Here is a 21937-nt window from a genome sequence, read left to right as displayed (position 1 = left end):
GCCGACGGTGTGCGACCGTCGGCCCCCACGGGACGTGCGGCGGAGGTCCGCCCTGACCCGCCCCTACAGCACCGGCAGGTTCTTCCGCAGCTCGAAGGCCGTGACCTCGCTGCGGTACTCCTCCCACTCCGACTTCTTGTTGCGCAGGAAGAAGTCGAAGACGTGCTCGCCGAGGGTCTCGGCGACCAGGTCGCTGCCCTCCATCAGGGTCAGGGCCTCGCCGAGGTTCTGCGGCAGGGGCTCGATGCCCATGGCGCGGCGTTCGGCGTTGGAGAGGGCCCAGACGTCGTCCTCGGCGCCGGGAGGCAGCTCGTATCCCTCCTCGATGCCCTTCAGGCCGGCGGCGAGGAGGACGGCGTAGGCGAGGTACGGGTTGGCGCCGGAGTCGATGGAGCGGACCTCGACGCGGGCCGAGCCGGTCTTGCCGGGCTTGTACATCGGGACGCGGACCAGGGCGCTGCGGTTGTTGTGGCCCCAGCAGATGTAGGAGGGGGCCTCGCCGCCGGCGCCGGCGGTGCGCTCGGAGCCGCCCCAGATGCGCTTGTAGGAGTTCACCCACTGGTTGGTGACCGCGGAGATCTCCGCCGCGTGCCGCAGCAGGCCCGCGATGAAGGAGCGGCCGACCTTGGAGAGCTGGTACTCGGCGCCGGACTCGTAGAAGGCGTTGCGGTCACCCTCGAAGAGGGACAGGTGGGTGTGCATGCCGGAGCCGGGGTGCTCGGAGAAGGGCTTCGGCATGAACGTCGCCTGCACGCCCTGCTCCAGCGCCACCTGCTTCATGACCAGCCGGAACGTCATGATGTTGTCGGCCGTGGAGAGGGCGTCCGCGTAGCGCAGGTCGATCTCCTGCTGGCCCGGGGCGCCCTCGTGGTGGGAGAACTCCACCGAGATGCCCATCGACTCCAGCATGGTGATCGCCTGGCGGCGGAAGTCCATGCCGACGTTGGTCGGGGTGTGGTCGAAGTAGCCCGAGTTGTCGGCGGGGGTCGGGCGGGAGCCGTCCAGCGGGCGGTCCTTCAGCAGGAAGAACTCGATCTCCGGGTGGGTGTAGAAGGTGAAGCCCAGGTCGGAGGTGCGGGCGAGGGCGCGCTTGAGGACGTACCGCGGGTCGGCGAAGGAGGGCGAGCCGTCCGGCATGAGGATGTCGCAGAACATGCGGGCGGTGCCGGGGGCCTCGGCGCGCCAGGGCAGGATCTGGAAGGTGGACGGGTCCGGCTTGGCGATCATGTCGGACTCGTACACGCGGGCGAAGCCCTCGATGGCGGAGCCGTCGAAGCCGATGCCCTCGTCGAAGGCCTGTTCCAGCTCGGCGGGGGCCACGGCGACGGACTTGAGGAAGCCCAGCACGTCCGTGAACCACAGGCGTACGAACCGGATGTCGCGCTCCTCCAAGGTCCGGAGCACGAACTCCTGCTGCTTGTCCATCTTCCGCTTCCCCATCCTTGCTGGTCAGGCCGCCTGTCTCCCGTATCACGGGAGGCGGTCGGGCACCTGAGCATCCCACCACAACACCATTTCACGCGCGTTGCGGACCTTGATCGCCCGGGCGTCCTCGCCCTGAACGCCTCCCGTACGGCAGGTGTACTGCGCTCTCGCCCCATCTTGCCTGCTCGGGCCGACATCCGTAATGGCCGGTCCGCTTCCCCCGTGACCGACACCACGCCCGTTAAATTTGCATCTCAGATGCAACTTTTCATAGCGTGCCGATCAGCCGAGTTCTCCGAGGAGTCCCGATGCTGACCGAGCAGTCCGCAGCCACCGTCCGCGCCACCCTGCCCGCCGTCGGCGCGGCGATCGGCGAGATCACCGAGCGCTTCTACGCCCGCCTCTTCGACGCCCACCCCGACCTGCTGCGGAACCTCTTCAACCGCGGCAACCAGGCCGCCGGCACCCAGAAGCAGGCCCTCGCCGGTTCGATCGCCGCCTTCGCCACACACCTGCTGGACCACCCGGACCGGCGGCCCGACGCGATGCTCGGCCGCATCGCGCACAAGCACGCCTCCCTGGGCGTGGCCCCCGAGCAGTACGTCGTCGTCCACGAGCACCTCTTCGCCGCCATCACCGAGGTCCTCGGCGAGGCCGTCACCCCCGAGGTGGCCGCCGCCTGGGACGAGGTGTACTGGCTGATGGCGAACGCCCTCATCGCGATCGAGAAGCGGCTGTACGAGGAGAGCGGCGGCCCCGGCCTGCGCGCCTGGGAGGTCGTCGAGCGCTTCGAGGAGACCCCGGACGTCGTCACCTTCCGGCTGCGCCCGGCCGACGGCGGCCCGGTGGCGGGCTTCCGCGCCGGGCAGTACGTCTCCGTCGGCGTCACCCTGCCCGACGGCGCCCGGCAGATACGGCAGTACAGTCTGACCGGGGCGCCGGGCGAGACGGTGCGCCAGATCAGCGTCAAGCGCGTGCGGGGCGAGGCGACGCCCGACGGCGAGGTCTCCCACCACCTCCACGCGCGCGTGCGGCCCGGCAACGTCCTGGAACTGTCCGAGCCGTACGGAGACCTGGTCCTGGCCGGCGACCCGGACACGCCCCTGCTGCTCGCCTCGGCGGGCATCGGCGTGACCCCGATGATCGCCATGCTGGCCGACCTCGCGGCCGGCGGCCACCGCGCCCCGGTCACCGTCGTCCACGGCGACCGCTCCCCCGCCGACCACGCCCTGCGCGCCGACCACACGGCGTACGCGGAGAAGCTGCCCGACGCCTCCGCGCACTTCTTCTACGAGCGTGACGCCGAGCCGGGCACCCGGACCGGCCTGGTCGACCTGACCGGCATCGCCGTCCACCCCGGCACGCGCGCGTACCTGTGCGGCCCGCTCCCCTTCATGCGCGCGATCCGCACCCAGCTGATCGAGAAGGGCGTCGCCCCGGCCGACATCCACTACGAGGTGTTCGGCCCGGACCTCTGGCTGGCACGAGACTGAGGGGAAGCGCCCCGGAGGGGCGCGGGGAACTGCGCGACCAGCCACGACGGCGCGGCACACGCCGGACGACCTTCCGTGGCTGGTCGCGATCCGTTCAGTCCAGCCCCGGCCGCCGAGAGATCCCCAGCAGCAACGGCCCCGTCGGGTCGGCGACGAGCTCCCCGATCGTGACGGAGTCCAGCGCGGCGAAGAACGCCTCCTGAGCCCCCCGCAGAGCACCCCGCAGGCGGCAGCCGGAGCGCAGGGGGCAGGCCGGCGTCCCCTGTGTCCCCTCGCAGTCCACGACGTCCCCGTCGCCCTCGAAGGTCCGCACGACCGCGCCCACCGAGGCGGTACGGCCCCGCTCCGTGAGCGCCAGCCCCCCGCCCCGTCCGCGCCGGGCGTCGACCAGGCCCAGGTGCTGGAGTTCGGCGACGACCTTCGCGGCGTGCGTGTAGGGCACCTCCATGTCGGCGGCGACCTGGCGGGTCGTGGGCGTCGCGTCGGCGACGACCGCGAGTCGCATCAGGACGCGCAGGGCCAGATCGGTGGAGCGCAGCAGCCGCATACCGCGAGCGTAGATAATGCGCATCCGCGGTTCAAAATTATCCGGTTGCTGTGCCCTACCTACGGAAGGGCGGCCCCGCCGCATTACGATCAGCGGGCCCCACCGTCCACGTCCCCTTCTCCAGAAGGACACGCCTCATGGGTTCCGGCAAGAACAGCAGCACCGCGGCGCGCAAGGCGCGCATCGAGGAGATGCGGCGCGCGGAGCGTGCCCGCGAGCGCCGCAACCGGGTGCTCACCATCGCCGCCAGCGCGGTGGTCGTCGTCGGTCTCGTCGTCGGCGGTGTGGTCCTGGTGAAGACGCAGGGCGACTCCGGCAAGGACCAGGCGACGCCGAGCGGTGACGCCAAGGGCTCCGGGGACTCCGGGAAGTTCACCACCGGCGCCGACGGGGTGAAGACCTGGTCGGGCAAGCTGTCCCGGACGCACGTGACGACCAAGGTGTCGTACCCGATGCACCCGCCGGTCGGCGGCAACCACAACCCGGTCTGGCTGAACTGCAACGGTGACGTCTACACCAAGGCCGTGCCGGAGGAGAACGCCGTGCACTCGCTGGAGCACGGCGCGGTCTGGGTGACGTACACCGACAAGGCGGCCAAGGCCGACGTCGACGCGCTCGCGGCGAAGGTGAAGAAGACGCCGTACTCGCTGATGAGCCCGTACCAGAACCAGGAGGCCCCGCTGATCCTGTCGGCCTGGGGCCACCAGGTCGCGGTGAAGAGCGCGAAGGACCCGGAAGTGGACAAGTTCTTCGCCACGTACGTGCAGGGGCAGCAGACGCCCGAGCCGGGCGCCTCGTGCACCGGCGGGGTCATGAAGTGAGGCGGCAGCACGTCGGCTGGGTCGCCGGGGCCGCGGCGGCGGTGCTCGTCGCGGCCGGTGCGATCACCTACGCGGTCGCCGAGGAGACCGGCGGACCGGATCCGAAGACGCCGAGCGCGGACTCGGCGGACGCCGGGTTCGCCCGGGACATGGCCGTCCACCACCAGCAGGCCGTCGAGATGTCGTACATCGTGCGCGACCGCACGAAGGACGAGGAGGTACGGCGGCTCGCCTACGACATCGCGCAGACGCAGGCCAACCAGCGCGGGATGCTGCTGGGCTGGCTGGACCTGTGGAACCTGCCGAAGGTGTCGGCCGACCCGCCGATGACCTGGATGGGCATGGGCGGCATGGCCTCCGGCAAGGACGGCGCGCTGATGCCGGGGATGGCGACCAACACCGAGCTGAAGAAGCTCGGGACGCTGAACGGCAAGCAGGCGGAGATCTTCTACCTCCAGCTCATGACGGACCATCACAAGGGCGGCATCCACATGGCCGAGGGCTGTGTCGCCAAGTGCACCGTCGGTGTGGAGAAGCGGCTCGCGCAGGGCATGGTCGACGCGCAGCAGTCGGAGATCGAGCTGATGGCCGGAATGCTCAAGGAGCGGGGCGCGCAAGCCCGTTCGTAACACCGCCGTAAGGATCAAAGGGTCAAATCACCCTCCGTGGCGGTTACTTGAGCTTCTCTTGACTTTTACGTTCCCCTTGCATGAACGGTTCATCGCAAGAGTGGCCCCCATCGTGTGATCCACTCGTCGGCCGACACCGCCGCGGGCCGGCGCGCGCCTCCACGACGTGCCAACCACTACATGCATGCGAACCGCATCGCAGGGGGTTCTATGAGATCCAACCGCGCCACCGTGCGCGCCGGTGTGAGCATGGCAGCGACACTGCCCATGATCGCCGGTGCGCTGGCGCTGGGCATACCCGCGGCACACGCCGCGGACAGCCCCGCTCGTGACGTACTGAAGGGCACCAAGCCGCTCTGGGCCACGGCCAAGGCGGACAAGGGCGCGACCTCGGACAAGTCCCAGGTCAAGGCCCGGGTCTACCTGGCCGGCCGGGACGCGGCCGGACTCGCCGCCTACGCCAAGGCGGTGTCCGACCCCAGCTCGCCCCTGTACGGCAAGTACCTCAGCGCCAAGAAGGCGCAGGCCCGCTTCGGGGCCACCAAGGCCCAGGTGGCCGCCGTCACGTCCTGGCTGAAGTCGGCCGGCCTGACGGTCACCGCGGTCACCCCGCACTACGTCGCCGTCTCCGGTGACGTGGCCGCCGCCGAGAAGGCGTTCGGCACCCAGCTGCACAACTACGCCAAGGGCTCGAAGACCTACCGCGCCCCGGCGCGCACGGCCTCCGCCCCGGCCGCCCTGAAGGGCGCGGTGCTCACCGTCACCGGCCTGGACAACGCCCCGCACAAGGCGAACCACGACGACCAGCTGCCGCCGCCGGACGCGGTCTTCAAGAACGCGGGCCCCTTCTCGTCGTACTACGGCTCGAACGTCGCGACGACGCTCCCGGACGCCTACGGCCAGAAGATCCCGTACGCGGTGAAGGGCTACACCGGCAAGCAGCTGCGCGCCGCGTACGGTGCCGGCACGTACACCGGCAAGAACGTCCGCATCGCGATCACCGACGCGTACGCCTCGCCGACGATCGCCTACGACGCCGGCAAGTACGCGCTGAAGAACGGTGACGCGGCCTGGAAGACCGGCCAGCTGCACCAGGTGCTGCCGAAGAACTACACCAAGACCGACGAGTGCGGGGCCGCCGGCTGGTACGGCGAGGAGACCCTGGACGTCGAGGCGGTCCACGCGGTCGCGCCGAACGCCGACGTCACCTACGTGGGCGCGGCCTCCTGCTACGACGACGACCTGCTGGACTCCCTCGGCAAGATCGTCGACAGCCACCTGGCCGACATCGTCTCCAACTCCTGGGGCGACATCGAGGCCAACCAGACGCCGGACCTCGCGGCCGCCTACGACCAGGTCTTCCAGCTGGGCGCGGTCCAGGGCATCGGCTTCTACTTCTCGTCCGGTGACGACGGCGACCAGGTCGCCAACACCGGTGTGAAGCAGGTCGACACCCCGGCCAACTCCGCCTGGGTCACCGCGGTCGGCGGCACCTCGCTGGCCGTCGGCAAGGGCGACAAGTACCAGTGGGAGACCGGCTGGGGCACCGAGAAGGCGTCGCTGGCCCCCGACGGCAAGAGCTGGGTCGGCTTCCCCGGCGCGTTCACCTCGGGCGCGGGCGGCGGCACCAGCAAGACCGTGCCGCAGCCGTACTACCAGAAGGGCGTCGTCCCGAAGGCACTGGCCACGGCCAACAACGCCTCCGGCAACCGCGTCGTCCCGGACATCGCGGCCATCGCCGACCCGAACACCGGCTTCCTGGTCGGCCAGACCCAGACCTTCCCGGACGGCACGGAGCAGTACAGCGAGTACCGCATCGGCGGCACCTCGCTGGCCGCGCCGGTCATCGCGGCGGTCCAGGCCCTGGCCCAGGAGGCCCGCGGTGGCAAGGCCCTCGGCTTCGCCAACCCGGCCATCTACGCCAAGTACGGCAAGAAGGGCGTCTTCCACGACGTCACGGACAACCCGACGGGGTCGGGGCTGGCTGTGGCCCGTGTGGACTTCGCGAACGGGTACGACGCGGCTGACGGCCTGCTGACCTCGGTCCGCAGCCTGGGCAAGGACAGCTCGCTGACCGCGGTGAAGGGCTACGACGACGTGACGGGGGTCGGCTCGCCGGCCAACGGGTACGTGCAGTCGTTCCGGCGGTAAGTCGCTGGGGTCGCTCAGTTGAAGGGGCGTGGGGTGCGTGCACCTCACGCCCCTTCGGCGTCAACGGGCCTTGAGCGCGGTGATGAAGGGGGCCCAGGCGGTGGGGTGGAGGAGGAGGACGGGGCCGTGGGGGAGCTTGGAGTCGCGGACCGGGATGACGCCGGGGATGTTGGAGGCGACTTCCAGACAGTTACCGCCGTCTTCGTTGCTGTAGCTGCTCTTGAACCAGAGAGCTCTACTCAAGTCGATCCGATTGCTTGCCATTTCGGTGATCCTCTGCCGCTGACTTGATCATGGCGAGGGACGTGTCTGGTGACAGCGCGACGGCCCTGAGCCGATCGTATGCCTTGCGGTACCGCTCCACGAGGGCCGGATCATCGACGGTGACTCCGCTGTAGGACGCCTCGGTGTACACCAGCGGTGGGGCGTCTGGGAACGTCATGGTCATGATGGAAGCAGCCATCAGAGGATACGCCCGTTGCTTCCACGGAACGATCTGCGGAGTGATCCGGCGCCGGTCCGCCAAATCCCCGATGTGACCGAGCTGCGCAGCCATGTCCGGGGCTTCGAGGAGCGGTTGGGTGAGCAGCGACTCATGCATGATGACCCAGTACTCCGGGGTGTGGTGATCCGCTTCGAACAGGGCGGCGCGCGCTGTTCGGCTGCTGACCTTTTCTTCCACCTCGGCGTCGGAGGACAGCGGAAGACCGGCCAGGATGACGGCCCGCGCGTAGGCCGGAGTCTGGAGTAGTCCCGGCAAGAGCGTCGGGCACCACTCTTCGATGGTCAGCGCATACTTCTCCGCCTCCAACACCTTCTCGAAATACGCGGGGTGCCCAGCCCTCCTCGCCCTGCGCACATCCTCGCAACGCCGCTCGAAGAAGCCGTCGGTGTTCAGGACCCGATCCGCATGCCGGGCAAGGTCGAGCGGCATCCGTCGCTCCCCGTGCTCGATGTCGCTGAGGTACGTCTTGCCGTAGAAGCTGCCCTCAAGGAACGCCTCCAACGACAGGCCGGCCGCCTCCCGTTTCCACCGCAACTCCTTGCCGTAGAAGGTCGGGACGCTCATCGAGCCGTCAATGTCCTTGCCCCGAGCCACCGCTCACTCTCCTCCGCTGCCCTGGTCGCGAACGCGAAACCTCTTCCACGGTAGCGAGCGCGGCGACACTCTGTGATGCGTTCGTCACACACAGCACAGAAGGTTGCCGCCTCTCATGTCCGACCGCTCCCCCACCGCCTACGACGTCACGCTGTGCGTCGAGGACCTCCGCGCCGCGCTCGCCCTGCACGGCATCACGCTCCCCTCGCTCCGGGTCGACCTGCCGAGCTTCGCGGGTACGTACGCCCCGCCCGCCGGACTCGTCACGCTCGGGAACTGCAACACGGCTACGGCGCGGGCGCTGGCCGCCGTGCTGAGGAAGGCGGCGGCGGAGTGACGACGCCGATGACACCGCTGGAGCTGCACCTGCTGGCCACGCCGAAGGCGGCGCCGGAGCTGCGCCACCACCTCCGTGGGCACGGCTTCGACGTCCGCCTGTGCGCGACGGAGCTGTTGACCAACGTCATCGACCACCTCGGCGAGGGAACACCGGTGACGGTCCGGGTCGGGGGTACGGCGGTGGGGCGTACGCGGATCGAGGTGACCGATCCCGACCCACGTGCGTTGCCCGTCCTGCTGTCGGCCGGGGAAGCGGCGGAGTCGGGACGGGGGTTGGCACTCGTGGACGCGCTGGCCGAGCGGTGGGGCGTGGAACAGGGGCCGGACCGGAAGACGGTGTGGTGCGAACTGAGGAACTGAGGCGGGGCCGCGGGGAACTGATGTGAGCGGAGGCTGAGAAGTGGCCGTAGGGCCGCCCGCTTCTCGGCCAGTGTCGTGGGTCCCCCCTCAGCGGTACAGCGCCCCCGAGTCCTCCGCCTCCGGGACCCGGGACGCCACCACCCGCCCCACCGACGGAGTCTCCCGGCGGCGGTCCACCGCGTACGCCACGCTCGCCACGCCCAGGCCCAGGACGGCCAGGGCCGCTCCCGCGAGTGCCGGGGACGTCGTGCCGAAGCCGGCCGCCAGGGCGAGGCCGCCGATCCAGGCGCCGCCCGCGTTGGCCAGGTTGAACGCCGCCTGGTTGGCGGAGGAGGCGAGGGAGGGGGCCGCCGACGCCTTCTCCATCACCATGAGCTGGAGCGGCGAGCCGGTGATGAACGCCGCCATGCCCAGCAGGGTCACCGCCAGGGCCGCGCTCCACTCCGCCCGCATCAGCACGGGGAAGAGCAGCAGCACCGCGCCCAGGGACGCCAGGCCGCCGAAGAGGGTTCCGCGCAGGGAGTGGTCGGCGAGCCGGCCGCCCAGCAGGTTGCCCGCCGTTGCGCCGACGCCGAAGAGGGCCAGGAGCAGGGTCACGCTGGTGTCGGCGTAGCCCGCCGCGTCGGTCAGCATCGGGGTGACGTAGCTGTAGGCCGCGAAGAGCGCGCCGAAGCCCGCCACCGTCGTACCGAGGGCCAGCCAGACCGGTACCGACTTCAGGGCCGCCAGTTCGCCGCGCAGGCCCGTCGACGTGGCCGCGTGGTCCCGGTCGTGCGGGATGAGCAGGGCCAGGGAGGCGATCGCCGCGATGCCGATCACGCTCACTCCCAGGAAGGTCGCCCGCCAGCCGAGGTGCTGGCCCATGAGGGTGGCGACGGGGACGCCCGCGATGTTGGCGATGGTCAGACCGAGGAACATCAGGGACACCGAGCGGGCCTTGCGCTCCGGTGGGACCATCGCCGTGGCGACGACCGCGCCGACGCCGAAGAAGGCGCCGTGCGGCAGGCCGCTGAGGAAGCGGGCGGCCAGCAGGGAGCCGTTGCCGGGGGCGAACGCCGACAGGGCGTTGCCCGCCACGAACAGGGCCATGAGGGAGATCAGGACCGTGCGGCGGGACATCCGCGCGGTCAGCGCGGCCAGCAGCGGGGCGCCGATGACGACGCCCAGCGCGTACGCCGAGACCAGGTGGCCGGCGGCGGGGATCGAGATGTGCAGGTCGTCCGCGACGTCGGGCAGGAGGCCCATCATCACGAACTCGGTCGTACCGATGCCGAAGGCGCCCACGGCGAGGGCGAGCAGGGCCAGGGGCATGAGGGACCTTTCAGAGAGCGGAGTGCCGTACAGGTTCGAGTCTCGCAGTATGTTCCTGGACGGAACAAACTCTCTCAGGTCCAGTATTCCGGCAGGTTAAGCGCCTGTGTCGAGCTTCACACGGGCTGCTACGGGCAGGTGATCGCTGTTCGTGCGCGGCAGCGTCCAGCTCTTCTCCGGCTCCACGCCCTTCACCATGATCTGGTCGATGCGGGCCATCGGGAACGACGCCGGCCAGCTGAACCCGAAGCCGCTGCCCGCCGCGCCCTGCGTGGAGCGCATCTGGGAGGTGACGGCGTTGAGCGCGCGGTCGTTCATGGTGCCGTTCAGGTCGCCGAGCAGGACCACCTGCTTCAGGGGCTCGTCGGCGATGGCCTCGCCGAGCGCGTCGGCGCTCCTGTCCCGCTGCCGGGCGGTGAAGCCCGCCTCCATCTTCACCCGCACCGAGGGCAGGTGGGCGACGTAGACCGCGACCGGGCCCCTGGGCGTCGCGACCGTGGCGCGCATGGCCCGCTTCCAGCCGAGCTTGATGTCGACGGCGTGGACGCCGGTCATCGGGTACTTGCTCCACAGGCCGACCGTGCCGACGACCGCGTGGTACTTGTACGTCGACGCGAGCGCCTTCTCGTAGACGGGCACGGCGGAGGCGGGCAGTTCCTCCAGGGCCAGGACGTCGGCGCCGGACGCGGCCACGTCGGTGGCGGTCGCGGCCGGGTCGGGGTTGCCGGCGTTGACGTTGTGGGTGGCCACCATGAGGTCGCCGCCCCCGCCCGCCCTGTCGGTCAGCAGCCCGCCGAAGAGGTTCAGCCAGACGATCGCCGGGAGCACGATCGCGATCAGCGCGGTCGCCGACCGGCGGATCAGGGCGAGGACCAGCAGCACCGGGACGGCCAGGCCCAGCCAGGGCAGAAACGTCTCGGTGAGCGAGCCGAGGTTGCCCACCGCGTTGGGGATGTGCGCGTGCAGCAGCATCACCAGGGCGAGCAGCAGGGCGAGTACGGCGAGGACCACGCCGCGCCGCCAGACGCGCGGATCGTTCCGCCACCCGGTGAACAGGCGGTGCGTCAGGCGTCGGAGCCGGGATCCCGGTCGCTCGGGCCCCGAGCCGTCGTCCACCGTCTCCGTCATGTACGCCTGCTGCGCCATACCGTCTGCCTCACTGCCTGCCGTGCACACCGTTCGCCCCCGTGCTCTTCCGACCCTAGGGGATGATCGGCTCCGTTCCGCCGTCCCATGACGGCCGTACGGAAGACGAGGACGAACGAGCCGGGGCAGCGAGTTCCGGTGACCCCCGGGGCGCGCGGGGTCTGTGACGAAACGCGCACATTAGTGCTACGACACCGTGGACCTGACGGGGCGTAGGCCGTCCAGGACCGCATCGACGATCTGCTCCGCCAGTCCCTCGGGCAAATCGGCGTCGGGGCGCATGACGGAGCGGACGAGCATGGGGCCGACGAACATGTCGTTGGCCAGGTCCAGGTCGACGTCCGCGCGGATCTCGCCGTTCGCCTGCGCGCGGCGCAGCAGGTCCAGGGCGAGGTCGCGGCGGGGCGCTATGACACTGGCGTGGTACGCCGCCCAGATCCGCGGGCTGCTCTTCATCTGCGCGTACACGTTGTGCAGGATCGCCGAGGAGCGGCTGACCAGGCCGCGCCGGCGCAGGGACTCCAGCAGGGCGACGAGGTCGTCGCGCAGGGAGGTGCCGGGGAGCTCGGGGTCGGGGGGCTCGGCGGCGCGCACGACGTCGACGAACAGTTCCTCCTTCCCGCTCCAGCGGCGGTAGATGGTGGCCTTGCCGACCCCGGCCGTGCGGGCGACCCGCTCGATGGACAGCTCGGCGAGGGGCACGCCCTCCTCCAGCAGCTTCATCACGCCTTCCAGGATGGCGCGTTCCACCGCTTCGCTGCGGGGCCGGCCCCGCGCGGGTCCGTCCGGGCGCGGCCGGCTCTCGGCAAGGCTCACGACGATCCGTCCTCTCACTGTGCTGCGGGAATTGTCCCGCAGCCGCCTCCTCCCCCCGTGGAACCGCGCGCGGACCTCACTCCCCGGCGGCGACCAACTCCGGTTCCGTCTCCTGCCGCTGACCGGCGGGCGGCTTGCCCGGCAGGAACAGGAAGGTCACCACGGCGCCGATCAGCGCGACGCCCGTACCGCACAGGGCGGTGACGTGCATGGCGTGCAGGAACGCGTCGTTGGCGGGGGTGACCAGGGCCTTGCCCTGCGGGCCGAGCTTCTCGGCGACGCCGAGGGTGGCCTCGATGGACTCGCCGGCGGTCTCGCGCAGGCCCGGCGGCAGCAGGCCGAGCTTGTCCTCGATGCCGTTGCGGTACGCGGTGGCGAGCACCGAGCCGAGGACGGCGATGCCGAGGGCGCCGCCGACCTGACGGAAGGTGTTGCTGAGCGCCGAGGCGGAGCCGGCCTTCTCGCGGGGCAGGGCCTGCATGATGACGACCGAGGTCGGGGTCATGATGTGCGCCATGCCGGTGCCCATGAGGAAGAAGACGACCTCCAGCAGCCAGATCGGCGTGTCGGCCTCGAACGTGGCGAACGCGGCCAGCGTCGCCGCGATCAGCACCAGACCGCCGGTGGTGGTGGCCTTGTTGCCGAACCGGTCGACCAGCAGCCGGGCGCGGGGCGCGAAGATCAGCTGGGCGGCGGCGAGGGGCAGCATCAGCACGCCGGACTCCAGCGGGGAGTAGCCGCGCACGCTCTGGGTGTAGAAGACACCGAAGAAGGTGACGCCCATCAGCGCGAAGAAGACCAGCGCGATGGCGCTCATGGCGGCCGAGAAGACCTTGTTGCGGAAGTAGGTGACGTCCAGCGACGGGTGGTCGCTGCGCTTCTCGAAGACGACGAAGGCGGTCAGGACGACGAGCCCGGCGGCGATGGTGGCCAGCACCTTGGCGTCGGTGAAGTCGGCCAGCTCGCCGCCCTTGATGATGCCGTAGACGAGCAGCACGAGGCCGACGACGGACAGGACCACGCCGATGGGGTCGAGGCGGCCGGGCCGCGGGTCGCGGGAGTCGGGCACCAGCCAGGTCATCAGGACGAGCGCGACGATCACGATGGGCACGTTGATCAGGAAGACCGACCCCCACCAGAAGTGGTCGAGGAGCGCGCCGCCGGTGATCGGGCCGATGGCGATGGCGAGGCCGACGCCGCCGGCCCAGATGCCGATGGCCTTGGGCTGTTCCTCGCGCTCGAAGACGTTCATGAGCACCGCGAGGGTGGCCGGCATGACGAAGGCGGCACCGAGGGCCATCAGTGCGCGGTAGGCGATGAGCTGGCCGGGTGAGCCGGACTCGGCGGCGAGCGCGGAGCCGATGCCGAACACGAGGATGCCGCCGAGCAGCACCTTCTTGCGGCCGAGCCGGTCACCGACGAGCCCGGCGGTGAAGAGCAGGCCGGCGAAGACGAGGGTGTAGGCGTTGATCGCCCACTCGATCTGGCTCTGTGTGGCGCCGAGGCCGGTGGGCGCCGGGGTGGCGATGGTCTTGATCGCGACGTTCAGGATCGAGTTGTCGAGCACCACGATCAGCAGGCTGAGCATGAGCACGCCGAGGATCGCCCAGCGGCGCCGGTGGACCGCTTCCGGTATTCGGGAGGCAGGGACGGGACTTGTCATGTGTTCGAGCCTACGATCATTCCGATACGGAACCGTCTCGTATCTTATTTCTTTACCAAGGCCTTACGCGGCTCGGCTCACAGGGGGGTACCTCTGGCCCCGAATGGCACGAGGTGCCACCATGGAGTCGATCCGGGGACGCCGTCAGGGCGCCTCGAGATGACTGAAGGAGCCGTTGCCATGACGCAGCTTTCGGCTGCCCAGAACAAGCCTTCCGACGGCAGCAAGGCGCTGTACGGGGGCCTCTACGGAGGAAAGGGCAGCACCCGTCGCATCACCGTCCGCGACATCGCCCTCGCCAAGGAGCGGGGCGAGAAGTGGCCCATGCTCACCGCCTACGACGCGATGACCGCGTCCGTCTTCGACGAGGCCGGGATCCCGGTCATCCTGGTCGGCGACTCGGCGGGCAACTGCCACCTCGGGTACGACACCACCGTCCCCGTCACCCTCGACGAGATGACCATGCTGTCGGCGGCCGTCGTACGCGGCACCACCCGTTCCCTGATCGTCGGCGACCTGCCCTTCGGCTCCTACCAGGAGGGCCCGGTGCAGGCACTGCGCTCGGCGACCCGGCTGGTGAAGGAGGCCGGGGTCGGGGCGGTCAAGCTGGAGGGCGGCGAGCGGTCGCACGAGCAGATCCGGCTGCTGGTGGAGTCCGGCATCCCGGTCATGGCCCACATCGGGCTGACCCCGCAGTCCGTCAACGCGATGGGCTACCGCGTGCAGGGACGCGGCGAGGAGGCGGCGCAGCAGTTGCTGCGCGACGCCAAGGCCGTGCAGGACGCGGGGGCGTTCGCGGTGGTGCTGGAGCTGGTTCCGGCGGAGCTGGCGGCCGAGGTGACGCGGGTGCTGCACATCCCGACCGTGGGCATCGGCGCGGGCCCGGAGACGGACGCGCAGGTCCTGGTGTGGACCGACATGCTGGGGCTGACCTCCGGCCGGGTCCCGAAGTTCGTCAAGAAGTACGCCGACCTGCGTGAGGTCATGGGCAACGCGGTCAAGGCGTTCGCGGAGGACGTCGTCGGCGGGACCTTCCCGCTGGAGGAGCACTCCGTCCACTAGGCCATCGCGGCACCACCGGGCAGCCCGCCGATCGTCCCCCGTCGGCGGGCTGCCCCCCCCTTTGCGCCTAAGCCGGCGCCGCTCTCGCGGACGTGGTTGCTCGCCGTCGTGGTTCCTCAATTGATGGTTGCGGTGCTCGTCGGGGATGTGTCGGTGGTGTCGGCCGGCTGTCGGTGGTTTGTCGGTGGGGCCTGGCACTGTCGTCGGCATGACACGCATCGACGACAACCCCGTCGGCGGACGCTCCGCCGTGACCGTACGGGGACTGGTCAAGCACTACGGCGAGACCAAGGCGCTGGACGGCGTCGACCTGGACGTGCGCGAGGGCACCGTGATGGGTGTGCTCGGGCCGAACGGCGCCGGCAAGACCACCCTCGTACGGATCCTGTCCACCCTCATCACCCCCGACGCCGGGCAGGCCACGGTGGCCGGCTACGACGTCGTACGGCAGCCCCGCCAGCTGCGCCGGGTCATCGGCCTCACCGGGCAGTACGCCTCGGTGGACGAGAAGCTGCCCGGCTGGGAGAACCTGTACCTGATCGGCCGGCTGCTGGACCTGCCCCGCAAGGACGCCCGCGCCCGCGCCGACGAGCTGCTGGAGCGGTTCTCGCTGACGGAGGCGGCCAGGCGGCCCGCGGGCACGTACTCCGGCGGTATGCGGCGGCGGCTGGACCTGGCCGCGTCCATGATCGGCCGGCCCGCCGTGCTGTACCTTGACGAGCCGACCACCGGCCTCGACCCGCGCACCCGCAACGAGGTCTGGGACGAGGTGAAGGCGATGGTCGGCGACGGCGTCACCGTGCTGCTCACCACCCAGTACATGGAGGAGGCCGAGCAGCTCGCCTCCGAGCTGACCGTGGTGGACCGGGGCAAGGTCATCGCGAACGGCGGGATCGAGGAGCTGAAGGCCCGCGTCGGCGGACGCACACTGCGGGTGCGGCCGGTGGACCCGCTGGAGCTGGGCCCGCTCGCCACGATGCTGGACGAGCTGGGCATCACCGGGCTCGCCGCGACCACCGTGGACACCGAGACCGGGACCCTGCTGGTGCCGATCCTCAGCGACGAGCAGCTCACCGCCGTGGTCGGCGCGGTCACCGCGCGCGGCATCACGATCTCCTCCATCACCACCGAACTGCCCAGCCTGGACGAGGTGTTCCTGTCGCTCACCGGCCACCGCGCCAGTGCCCCGCAGGACGCCATGCCCGCCGACGACCGTCAGGAGGTCGCCGTATGACCGCCGCCACCTTGTCCCCGGCCGCCCCGAAGACCGACACACCGATCCCGCTGCGGGCCCATCTGCGCCACACCGGCGCGCTGATCCGCCGCAACCTGCTGTGGATCCGCCAGGACCCGGAGTCGATGTTCGACGCCGTCCTGTTCCCGGTCGTGTTCACCCTGCTGTTCGTGTACGTCTTCGGCGGCTCCATCGGGAAGTCCCTGGGCGGCGGGCAGGACCAGTACGTCCAGTACGTCATCCCCGGCCTCATGGCCATGATGGGCATGAACATGGCCCAGGGCGTGGGCACCGGCTTCAACCAGGACTTCAACTCCGGTGTCATGGACCGCTTCCGGTCCCTGCCGATCGGGCGGGGCTCCGTGCTCTTCGCGAAGATCGCGGTGGAACTGATGCGGATGCTGTTCGCGACCGTGGTGCTGATGGTGGTCGCCCTGCTCGTGGGCTACGACATCAACAGCTGGAGCGGTCTGCTGGCCTCCGTGGGGCTGTCGGCGGTGTTCGGCTCGGCGCTGATGTGGGTGTTCCTGACCCTCGGCGTGGTGATGAAGAACGCGCAGTCGGTGCAGGCGATGGGTTTCCTGGTGCTGATGCCGCTCCAGTTCGGCTCGTCCATCTTCGCGCCGACCGCCTCGATGCCGGGCTGGCTCCAGGCGTTCACCGACTACAACCCGCTGTCGTCGCTGGCCGACACCGCGCGCGGCCTGATGGAGGGCGGCCCGGTCGCGCACGACCTGTGGGTGACGCTGATCTGGTCGGTGGGCCTGACCGCGGTCATGGCTCCGGTCGCCATCCACAAGTTCCGCACGAAGAGCTGACGTACCCCCGGTGCTCAGACCAGGGCGGTGGCCTCCGCGAGGGAGAGGCCACCGCCCTCGGCGTACGCGGCCTCGTACGACCGCGGGTCGAGCGCTTCCCGGATCCGCGCCTCGGTCAGGGCATGGCACCGCCGCTCCACGCCGGAGGGAAGGTGGCCGGGCGGCAGCAGCGCGTCGGCGGCGCCCAGGCAGCGGGCGGCGTCGGCGACGCGGCTGCCGCCGTCGGCGCGGGCGAGGGCCAGCGCGGCGACGGTGAGGACGACGGAGTGCATGTGCGGGGTGACGGCCTCGGACAGCGGGTCGGAGGCGAGGCGCAGCGCCCTGCGGGCCCCGGTCAGGGCGTCCTCGGTGTGCTCGTCCAGGGCGTCCAGCCAGGCCTCCTGGCAGAGGATGAGGGTGTCGAAGACGATGAAGTGCGCGATCGTGACCTCTTCGCGCAGCAGCCGCAGTTGCTCGCGCGCCTCCGCGGTGCGGTCGGTCAGGCCGAGCCAGCAGGAGAGGAAGAGGCGGGCGGCGGGCAGCGCCTCGTTGTGGACGCCGTCCTGGCTGGCGATGACGTCGCGGAGCATCCGCTCGCCGCGTTCGGCCTCGCCCGCCTCCATGAGCATGTTGCCGAGCCGGGCCCGCAGGACGGCCACCTGGGCGCGGGCGCCGAGGCGTTCGGCGTGTTCGATCGCGGCCCGGTAGTCGGCGACGGCCTCACGGTGGGCGCCCTTGCGTTCGTGGGCCTCGCCGCGGGCGGCCAGGGCCTCGGTGGTGCCGAAGGCGTCGCCGAGGCGGTGGAAGATCTCCAGGGACTCGTCGGCGTCGCGGGTGGCGTCGCCGGCCCAGGCGGTGCGGTTGGCGAGGAGGTTGGCGCGCAGGTGGAGGGCGCCGGCCAGCTCCCACTCGTAGCCCGGGGTCTCCCGGCAGGTCCGCACGCTGGCGTCCACGATGGTGCGCAGCCGGTCGGCGCCGCCGGTCAGCAGCTCGGCGAAGAACCACAGCATGCCCGGCGGCCGGCAGGTCTGCGGCAGGCCCGGCTCGTAGACCTGGGCGACGACGCGGAGCTTCGCCTGCGCCGCAGGCGTCTGCCAGACGTCGATCTCGGTGTCCATGCAGGCCAGATGGGCGAGGTGGACCCCGCGCCGGGCCTCGACGAGGATCTCGCCGGTGTACGGCGGCGGGGCGTCGGTGCAGCGCTGCCACACCGGTTCGGCGCGGCGGACCGGCTCGGTGAACGGGTCGGGACCGAGCGCCATGACCTCCCGGCACCAGGTGCGGGTCTCGATGCGCTGGTCGCGTATCTGCCAGAACCACAGCAGGGACAGGACCAGGCACAGTCCCTCCTGTTCGTCGCGTTCGGCGACGGCGTACCGGAACGCGGTGCGCAGGTTCTCGTACTCCAGCTGGAACCGGTCGATGGCGGCTCGCTGCTCGCGGCCGCGCAGCAACGGGTCGGTGGTGCGGGCGAGTTCCCGGTAGTGGGTCAGGTGGGCACGCTGGGCCTCCGCGCGGTGGCCGGTCTCGGCGAGGCGTTCGGCGGCGTACTCGGCGACGGTCTCCAGCAGCCGGTAGCGCATGCCGCCGTCGGCCGCGGGGGCGGCGACCACCAGGGACTTGTCGACCAGGGAGCCGAGGGCGTCCAGCGCGGCCGGCCCGCACACCGCCTCGGCGGCGGCCAGGTCGCAGCCGCCGGCGAACACCGACAGCCGGGCGAGGACGTCCCGTTCGCCTGCGTCCAGCAGGTCCCAGGACCAGTCGACGACGGCTCTGAGGGTCTGCTGGCGGGGCAGGACGGTGCGGCTGCCGGAGGTGAGCAGCCGGAAGCGGTCGTCCAGCCGGTCCGCTATCTGACGGGGTGTCAGCATGCGCAGCCGGGCCGCCGCCAGCTCGATCGCGAGGGGCAGTCCGTCCAGACGGCGGCAGATCTCGGCGCACGCCTCCGGGTCGTCCTCCACCCGGAAGCCGGGGCGGGCCGCCGCGCCCCGGTCGGCGAGCAGCCGCAGCGCGACCGGCTCGGGCAGCGGCTCCACGGGCCGCACCAGCTCCCCCGGCACGCCGAGGGGTTCGCGGCTGGTGGCGAGCACGGTCAGCTCCGGGCAGCGGGCCAGCAGGTGCTCGGTGAGCCGGGCGGCGGCGTCCACCACGTGCTCGCAGTTGTCCAGGATGATCAGCATGCGGCGCCGGGCGCAGTGCTCCACGAGTCGTTCGACGGGGTCGCCGTGCCGGTCGGAGACCGCGCGCATGCCGTCCACGCCGGCGCCGTGCAGCACCGTCTCGCGGGCGCCGATCGCGGTGAGCACGGCCTGCGGTACGGCGTCCGGGGCGTCCACGGGGGCCAGCTCGGCGAGCCACACCCCGTCCCGGACGGTGTGCCGTACCGCCTCGGCGGCCTCCTGGGACAGCCGGGTCTTGCCGGCGCCGCCGGGCCCGAGGAGGGTGACCAGGCGGGCCGTCGCCAGGTCGGCGCCGATGGCCCGGAGGTCGGCTTCCCGGCCGACGAAGGAGGTGAGCCGGGCGGGCAGGTTGCCCGGGCGGGCCTCGGCGGGCCGCTCGGCCGGTTCCTCGCGCAGCAGCTCGGCGTGCAGGGCGCGCAGTTCGGGGCCGGGGTCGGAGCCGAGCCGGTCCGCGAGGAGACGTCGTACGTCCTCGTAGGCGGCGAGCGCCCGGGCGGGGCGGCCGGTGTCGCGCAGGGCGCGCAGGCGCAGCGCCTGGAGCGGCTCGTCCAGCGGGTGGCTGTCGCACAGGGCGGTCAGCTCGGGCAGCGCCCGCTCGGCCTCGCCGAGGGCGAGGGCGGCGGTGTGCCGGGCCCGCAGGGCGTCGAGCCGGCGGGTCTCCCAGCGGGCCGCCTCGGCGGTGCGGTCGGGCAGGTCGGCGAGGGCGGAGCCGCGCCACAGGGCGAGGGCGTCGTCGAGGACGGCGGCGGCCTTGGCCGGGTCGCCGTCGGCGAGGGCGGCGAGGCCGTCGCCGGTCAGCCGGTCGAAGCGGCCGAGGTCGACGTCGTCGGGTGCGGCGGTGAGCCGGTAGCCCCCGTCGGCGGAGACGACGGCGTCGGCACCGAGGGTCCGGCGGAGCCGGCCGACGAGCGCCTGGAGGGCGCCGGTGGCGTCGGCGGGCGGGTCGGCGCCCCACACCTCGTCCACCAGCACACCGGCGGGCACGGTCCGCCCTGCCCTGAGCGCGAGCACGCTCAGCAGGGCACGCAGCCGCGCCCCGCCGACCGGAACGGCCGTACCGTCGGGGCGGATCGCCTGAGTGGTGCCGAGCAGCCGATAGCGCACGGGGTCCATTGTCCCTGGGGACCACCGGGCGCCGCTCGCGGGTCTCAGATGCGGATGAACTGGGAGGAGTCGAGGACGAGGGTCTGGTCGGCGACGGGGATCTTGATCTGATCCCCGAAGACGCCGGACTCCTGGTGCTGGTACTCGCCGTCCTCCGGGCGTGTCAGCAGGGTCCAACGGCCGGCGAGCACGTCGACGATGAGGTAGGCGGGGATGCGGCGCAGAGCGTAGTGGCTCGGCTTGGTGTTGTAGTCGCGGTTCTTGCTCTCCGGTGAGACGACCTCGACCACAAAGGGCAGCAGCTCTTCGCTGATGTCGCTCTTGTCCGTCTCGACCAGCTCGCGCGGAATCGCCGTGGCGTCGGGTTCGGGCTTGTAGCCCTCCCGGGGAGGGACGACCGAGAACTCGCTCGTCGCCACCCAGCCCGGCAGCCGTTCTTCGATCTGGTTCTCGATGCGCCGCTGAGTCGCCCTGTGCGCGTAGGTGACCGGTACCAAAGTGAGCCCATTCCTCGTCAGGCGGAGGCGCGCGCTCTTCGGCACATGAATGGCGTCCTGGACAAGCTCGACCCAGCCCTCGGCGATCGTCATGGCCACCTCCTCAGTCGACTCGATGACAGCGTAACGACTAGCAGGAACCTCCGGCCGCTCGCAGGACGTTTCCCCGCGATCACCGGTACGGTCGACCCCGGCCCGCCCGACGCGACCCGAGGAGCTCTTCCCCATGACCACCGCCACCACCCGCCACGGCGACCGGCAGATCAGCCCGGTGTTCGTCGGCATCCTGGCCGTGACGGCGGTGACCGGCTGGGCCACCTGGAGCGGGTTCGCCGCGCAGCCGGGCATCGCGGTGTTCCTGTTCGTGACGGCGGCCTGGATCGTCTCCCTGTGCCTGCACGAGTACGCGCACGCCCGCACCGCCCTGCACAGCGGGGACATCACGGTCGGCGCGAAGGGCTACCTGACGCTGAACCCGCTGAAGTACACGCACGCGCTGCTGAGCATCGTGCTCCCGGTGCTGTTCGTGATCATGGGCGGGATCGGTCTGCCCGGCGGCGCGGTGTTCATCGAGCGGGCCCGCATCCGGGGCCGCTGGCGGCACAGCCTGATCTCGGCGGCGGGCCCGCTGACGAACGTGCTGTTCGCGGCGGTGTGCACGGCCCCGTTCTGGCTGGACGCGCTGGACGGCGTGCCCGCGGACTTCCGGTTCGCGCTGGCGTTCCTGGCGCTGCTCCAGGTGACGGCGGCGCTGCTGAACTTCCTGCCGGTGCCGGGCCTGGACGGCTACGGGGTGATCGAGCCGTGGCTGTCGTACAACGTGAAGCGGCAGGTGGAGCCGTTCGCGCCGTTCGGGCTGCTGTTCGTGTTCGCGCTGCTGTGGGTGCCGTCGGTCAACAGCGCGTTCTTCGACGTGATCGACTCGATCTTGCGGGCGCTGAACGTCGACGACTTCTCCCGCTACTGCGGCCAGGACCTGTACCGGTTCTGGCAGGACAGCGACGAGTACTGCTCCGCGGTCAGCTCGTGACGGACCCGTTGCGGGGCGTCTTCCCACGCTTGACGTAGTACCAGGTCATGTTGGACGACAGGCCCGCCAGCAGCACCCACACGATCCCCAGCCAGCTGCCCTGGACGAAGGAGACGACCGCGGCGGCCACGGCGAGGAGGCAGACGGTCAAGGTGTAGAGGGCGATGCGGGGCATGGGGGCCGGCTCCGGATCCTGTCGGGGGACACTGCTGAGGCCACCAGTGTCCCCCATG

The 21937-nt window shown here is 71.1% G+C and carries 21 protein-coding genes; 10 read left to right on the top strand and 11 right to left on the bottom strand.

The annotated features are described in order from the left end of the window. Positions 1-63: 63 nt before the first annotated feature. Complete coding sequence (gene glnA, locus C3492_RS08025; protein ID WP_103811020.1) at positions 64-1425, bottom strand: type I glutamate--ammonia ligase; 1362 nt, start codon at positions 1423-1425, stop codon at positions 64-66. A 308-nt stretch (positions 1426-1733) separates the two neighbouring features. Between glnA and C3492_RS08015 the strand changes: the two genes are divergently transcribed. Further along, positions 1734-2918, top strand: coding sequence for a globin domain-containing protein (locus C3492_RS08015; RefSeq protein WP_103811018.1), 1185 nt, complete (start codon positions 1734-1736; stop codon positions 2916-2918). A gap of 94 nt (positions 2919-3012) precedes the next feature. Here C3492_RS08015 and C3492_RS08010 read toward each other — a convergent pair whose 3' ends face one another. Beyond that, a complete protein-coding gene (locus tag C3492_RS08010) occupies positions 3013-3465 on the bottom strand; it encodes an Rrf2 family transcriptional regulator (protein ID WP_103811017.1) in 453 nt (150 codons plus the stop codon). A gap of 137 nt (positions 3466-3602) precedes the next feature. On the opposite strand from C3492_RS08010, the gene C3492_RS08005 reads away from it, so the two are divergent. The 3 genes from C3492_RS08005 (at position 3603) to C3492_RS07995 (ending at position 7066) form a co-directional block, all read left to right on the top strand. Further along, positions 3603-4286, top strand: coding sequence for a DUF3105 domain-containing protein (locus C3492_RS08005; RefSeq protein ID WP_103811016.1), 684 nt, complete (start codon positions 3603-3605; stop codon positions 4284-4286). Continuing rightward, positions 4283-4915, top strand: a complete 633-nt coding sequence (locus tag C3492_RS08000) for a DUF305 domain-containing protein (RefSeq protein ID WP_103811015.1) — start codon at positions 4283-4285, stop codon at positions 4913-4915. Before C3492_RS08005 ends, C3492_RS08000 begins: the two co-directional genes overlap by 4 nt. Before the next feature lie 210 nt (positions 4916-5125). Continuing rightward, complete coding sequence (locus C3492_RS07995) at positions 5126-7066, top strand: protease pro-enzyme activation domain-containing protein (protein WP_103811014.1); 1941 nt, start codon at positions 5126-5128, stop codon at positions 7064-7066. A gap of 60 nt (positions 7067-7126) precedes the next feature. Here the strand turns inward: C3492_RS07995 and C3492_RS07990 are convergent, their stop codons facing one another. After that, positions 7127-7330 carry a DUF397 domain-containing protein gene (locus C3492_RS07990; protein ID WP_103811013.1) on the bottom strand — a complete coding sequence of 68 codons (204 nt, stop codon included), beginning with the start codon at positions 7328-7330 and terminating at the stop codon, positions 7127-7129. Then, complete coding sequence (locus C3492_RS07985) at positions 7302-8165, bottom strand: helix-turn-helix transcriptional regulator (RefSeq protein ID WP_258055554.1); 864 nt, start codon at positions 8163-8165, stop codon at positions 7302-7304. The genes C3492_RS07990 and C3492_RS07985 overlap by 29 nt, the downstream gene beginning before the upstream one ends. 115 nt (positions 8166-8280) lie before the next feature. Between C3492_RS07985 and C3492_RS44515 the strand changes: the two genes are divergently transcribed. Next, positions 8281-8502 carry a hypothetical protein gene (locus C3492_RS44515; RefSeq protein ID WP_014672342.1) on the top strand — a complete coding sequence of 74 codons (222 nt, stop codon included), beginning with the start codon at positions 8281-8283 and terminating at the stop codon, positions 8500-8502. 8 nt (positions 8503-8510) lie between these two features. Next, entirely contained in the window at positions 8511-8864 is a 354-nt protein-coding gene (locus tag C3492_RS44510) for an ATP-binding protein (protein ID WP_103811062.1), read from the top strand. Between the two features lie 87 nt (positions 8865-8951). Here C3492_RS44510 and C3492_RS07970 read toward each other — a convergent pair whose 3' ends face one another. From C3492_RS07970 to C3492_RS07955, 4 genes are all read right to left on the bottom strand, one after another. Further along, positions 8952-10175, bottom strand: coding sequence for an MFS transporter (locus C3492_RS07970; protein WP_103811012.1), 1224 nt, complete (start codon positions 10173-10175; stop codon positions 8952-8954). A 96-nt stretch (positions 10176-10271) separates the two neighbouring features. Further along, positions 10272-11321 carry an endonuclease/exonuclease/phosphatase family protein gene (locus tag C3492_RS07965; protein ID WP_103811011.1) on the bottom strand — a complete coding sequence of 350 codons (1050 nt, stop codon included), beginning with the start codon at positions 11319-11321 and terminating at the stop codon, positions 10272-10274. A 186-nt stretch (positions 11322-11507) separates the two neighbouring features. Beyond that, on the bottom strand, positions 11508-12137 hold the full coding sequence (locus C3492_RS07960; RefSeq protein WP_181140253.1) for a TetR/AcrR family transcriptional regulator: 630 nt from the start codon (positions 12135-12137) through the stop codon (positions 11508-11510). Positions 12138-12213: 76 nt separating this feature from the next. After that, positions 12214-13800, bottom strand: coding sequence for an MFS transporter (locus tag C3492_RS07955; RefSeq protein WP_103811009.1), 1587 nt, complete (start codon positions 13798-13800; stop codon positions 12214-12216). A 180-nt stretch (positions 13801-13980) separates the two neighbouring features. Between C3492_RS07955 and panB the strand changes: the two genes are divergently transcribed. The 3 genes from panB (at position 13981) to C3492_RS07940 (ending at position 16914) form a co-directional block, all read left to right on the top strand. After that, positions 13981-14862, top strand: coding sequence for a 3-methyl-2-oxobutanoate hydroxymethyltransferase (panB, locus tag C3492_RS07950; RefSeq protein ID WP_103811008.1), 882 nt, complete (start codon positions 13981-13983; stop codon positions 14860-14862). Positions 14863-15070: 208 nt separating this feature from the next. After that, complete coding sequence (locus C3492_RS07945; RefSeq protein ID WP_103811007.1) at positions 15071-16096, top strand: ATP-binding cassette domain-containing protein; 1026 nt, start codon at positions 15071-15073, stop codon at positions 16094-16096. Next, entirely contained in the window at positions 16093-16914 is an 822-nt protein-coding gene (locus C3492_RS07940) for an ABC transporter permease (protein ID WP_103811006.1), read from the top strand. Before C3492_RS07945 ends, C3492_RS07940 begins: the two co-directional genes overlap by 4 nt. A 14-nt stretch (positions 16915-16928) precedes the next feature. Here the strand turns inward: C3492_RS07940 and C3492_RS07935 are convergent, their stop codons facing one another. Further along, entirely contained in the window at positions 16929-20186 is a 3258-nt protein-coding gene (locus tag C3492_RS07935; protein ID WP_103811005.1) for a BTAD domain-containing putative transcriptional regulator, read from the bottom strand. A 35-nt stretch (positions 20187-20221) separates the two neighbouring features. Beyond that, positions 20222-20767, bottom strand: coding sequence for a Uma2 family endonuclease (locus tag C3492_RS07930; protein ID WP_181140252.1), 546 nt, complete (start codon positions 20765-20767; stop codon positions 20222-20224). A gap of 133 nt (positions 20768-20900) precedes the next feature. Here C3492_RS07930 and C3492_RS07925 point away from each other — a divergent pair, with 133 nt between their 5' ends. Continuing rightward, positions 20901-21704 carry a site-2 protease family protein gene (locus C3492_RS07925; RefSeq protein ID WP_103811004.1) on the top strand — a complete coding sequence of 268 codons (804 nt, stop codon included), beginning with the start codon at positions 20901-20903 and terminating at the stop codon, positions 21702-21704. On the opposite strand, the gene C3492_RS07920 is transcribed toward C3492_RS07925, so the two are convergent. Further along, complete coding sequence (locus C3492_RS07920) at positions 21694-21936, bottom strand: hypothetical protein (protein ID WP_181140251.1); 243 nt, start codon at positions 21934-21936, stop codon at positions 21694-21696. The genes C3492_RS07925 and C3492_RS07920 overlap by 11 nt on opposite strands. Position 21937 lies beyond the last annotated feature (1 nt).

It is taken from the genome of Streptomyces sp. Ru62 (assembly GCF_002920615.1).
Lineage (GTDB): Bacteria > Actinomycetota > Actinomycetes > Streptomycetales > Streptomycetaceae > Streptomyces.
Note: the sequence above shows the minus strand (reverse complement) of the source record. Positions and strands in the feature narration are given on the sequence as shown.

Coding starts and splice junctions, on each gene's coding strand:
- C3492_RS44510 (WP_103811062.1), top strand. CDS start 8,511: ATGACACCGCTGGAGCTGCACCTGCTGGCCACGCCGAAGGCGGCGCCG.
- C3492_RS07955 (WP_103811009.1), bottom strand. CDS start 13,800: ATGACAAGTCCCGTCCCTGCCTCCCGAATACCGGAAGCGGTCCACCGG.
- C3492_RS08015 (WP_103811018.1), top strand. CDS start 1,734: ATGCTGACCGAGCAGTCCGCAGCCACCGTCCGCGCCACCCTGCCCGCC.
- C3492_RS07940 (WP_103811006.1), top strand. CDS start 16,093: ATGACCGCCGCCACCTTGTCCCCGGCCGCCCCGAAGACCGACACACCG.
- C3492_RS08010 (WP_103811017.1), bottom strand. CDS start 3,465: ATGCGGCTGCTGCGCTCCACCGATCTGGCCCTGCGCGTCCTGATGCGA.
- C3492_RS07990 (WP_103811013.1), bottom strand. CDS start 7,330: ATGGCAAGCAATCGGATCGACTTGAGTAGAGCTCTCTGGTTCAAGAGC.
- C3492_RS08005 (WP_103811016.1), top strand. CDS start 3,603: ATGGGTTCCGGCAAGAACAGCAGCACCGCGGCGCGCAAGGCGCGCATC.
- glnA (WP_103811020.1), bottom strand. CDS start 1,425: ATGGACAAGCAGCAGGAGTTCGTGCTCCGGACCTTGGAGGAGCGCGAC.
- C3492_RS07965 (WP_103811011.1), bottom strand. CDS start 11,321: ATGGCGCAGCAGGCGTACATGACGGAGACGGTGGACGACGGCTCGGGG.
- C3492_RS07995 (WP_103811014.1), top strand. CDS start 5,126: ATGAGATCCAACCGCGCCACCGTGCGCGCCGGTGTGAGCATGGCAGCG.
- panB (WP_103811008.1), top strand. CDS start 13,981: ATGACGCAGCTTTCGGCTGCCCAGAACAAGCCTTCCGACGGCAGCAAG.
- C3492_RS07930 (WP_181140252.1), bottom strand. CDS start 20,767: ATGACGATCGCCGAGGGCTGGGTCGAGCTTGTCCAGGACGCCATTCAT.
- C3492_RS07935 (WP_103811005.1), bottom strand. CDS start 20,186: ATGGACCCCGTGCGCTATCGGCTGCTCGGCACCACTCAGGCGATCCGC.
- C3492_RS07925 (WP_103811004.1), top strand. CDS start 20,901: ATGACCACCGCCACCACCCGCCACGGCGACCGGCAGATCAGCCCGGTG.
- C3492_RS07945 (WP_103811007.1), top strand. CDS start 15,071: ATGACACGCATCGACGACAACCCCGTCGGCGGACGCTCCGCCGTGACC.
- C3492_RS07970 (WP_103811012.1), bottom strand. CDS start 10,175: ATGCCCCTGGCCCTGCTCGCCCTCGCCGTGGGCGCCTTCGGCATCGGT.
- C3492_RS07920 (WP_181140251.1), bottom strand. CDS start 21,936: ATGGGGGACACTGGTGGCCTCAGCAGTGTCCCCCGACAGGATCCGGAG.
- C3492_RS44515 (WP_014672342.1), top strand. CDS start 8,281: ATGTCCGACCGCTCCCCCACCGCCTACGACGTCACGCTGTGCGTCGAG.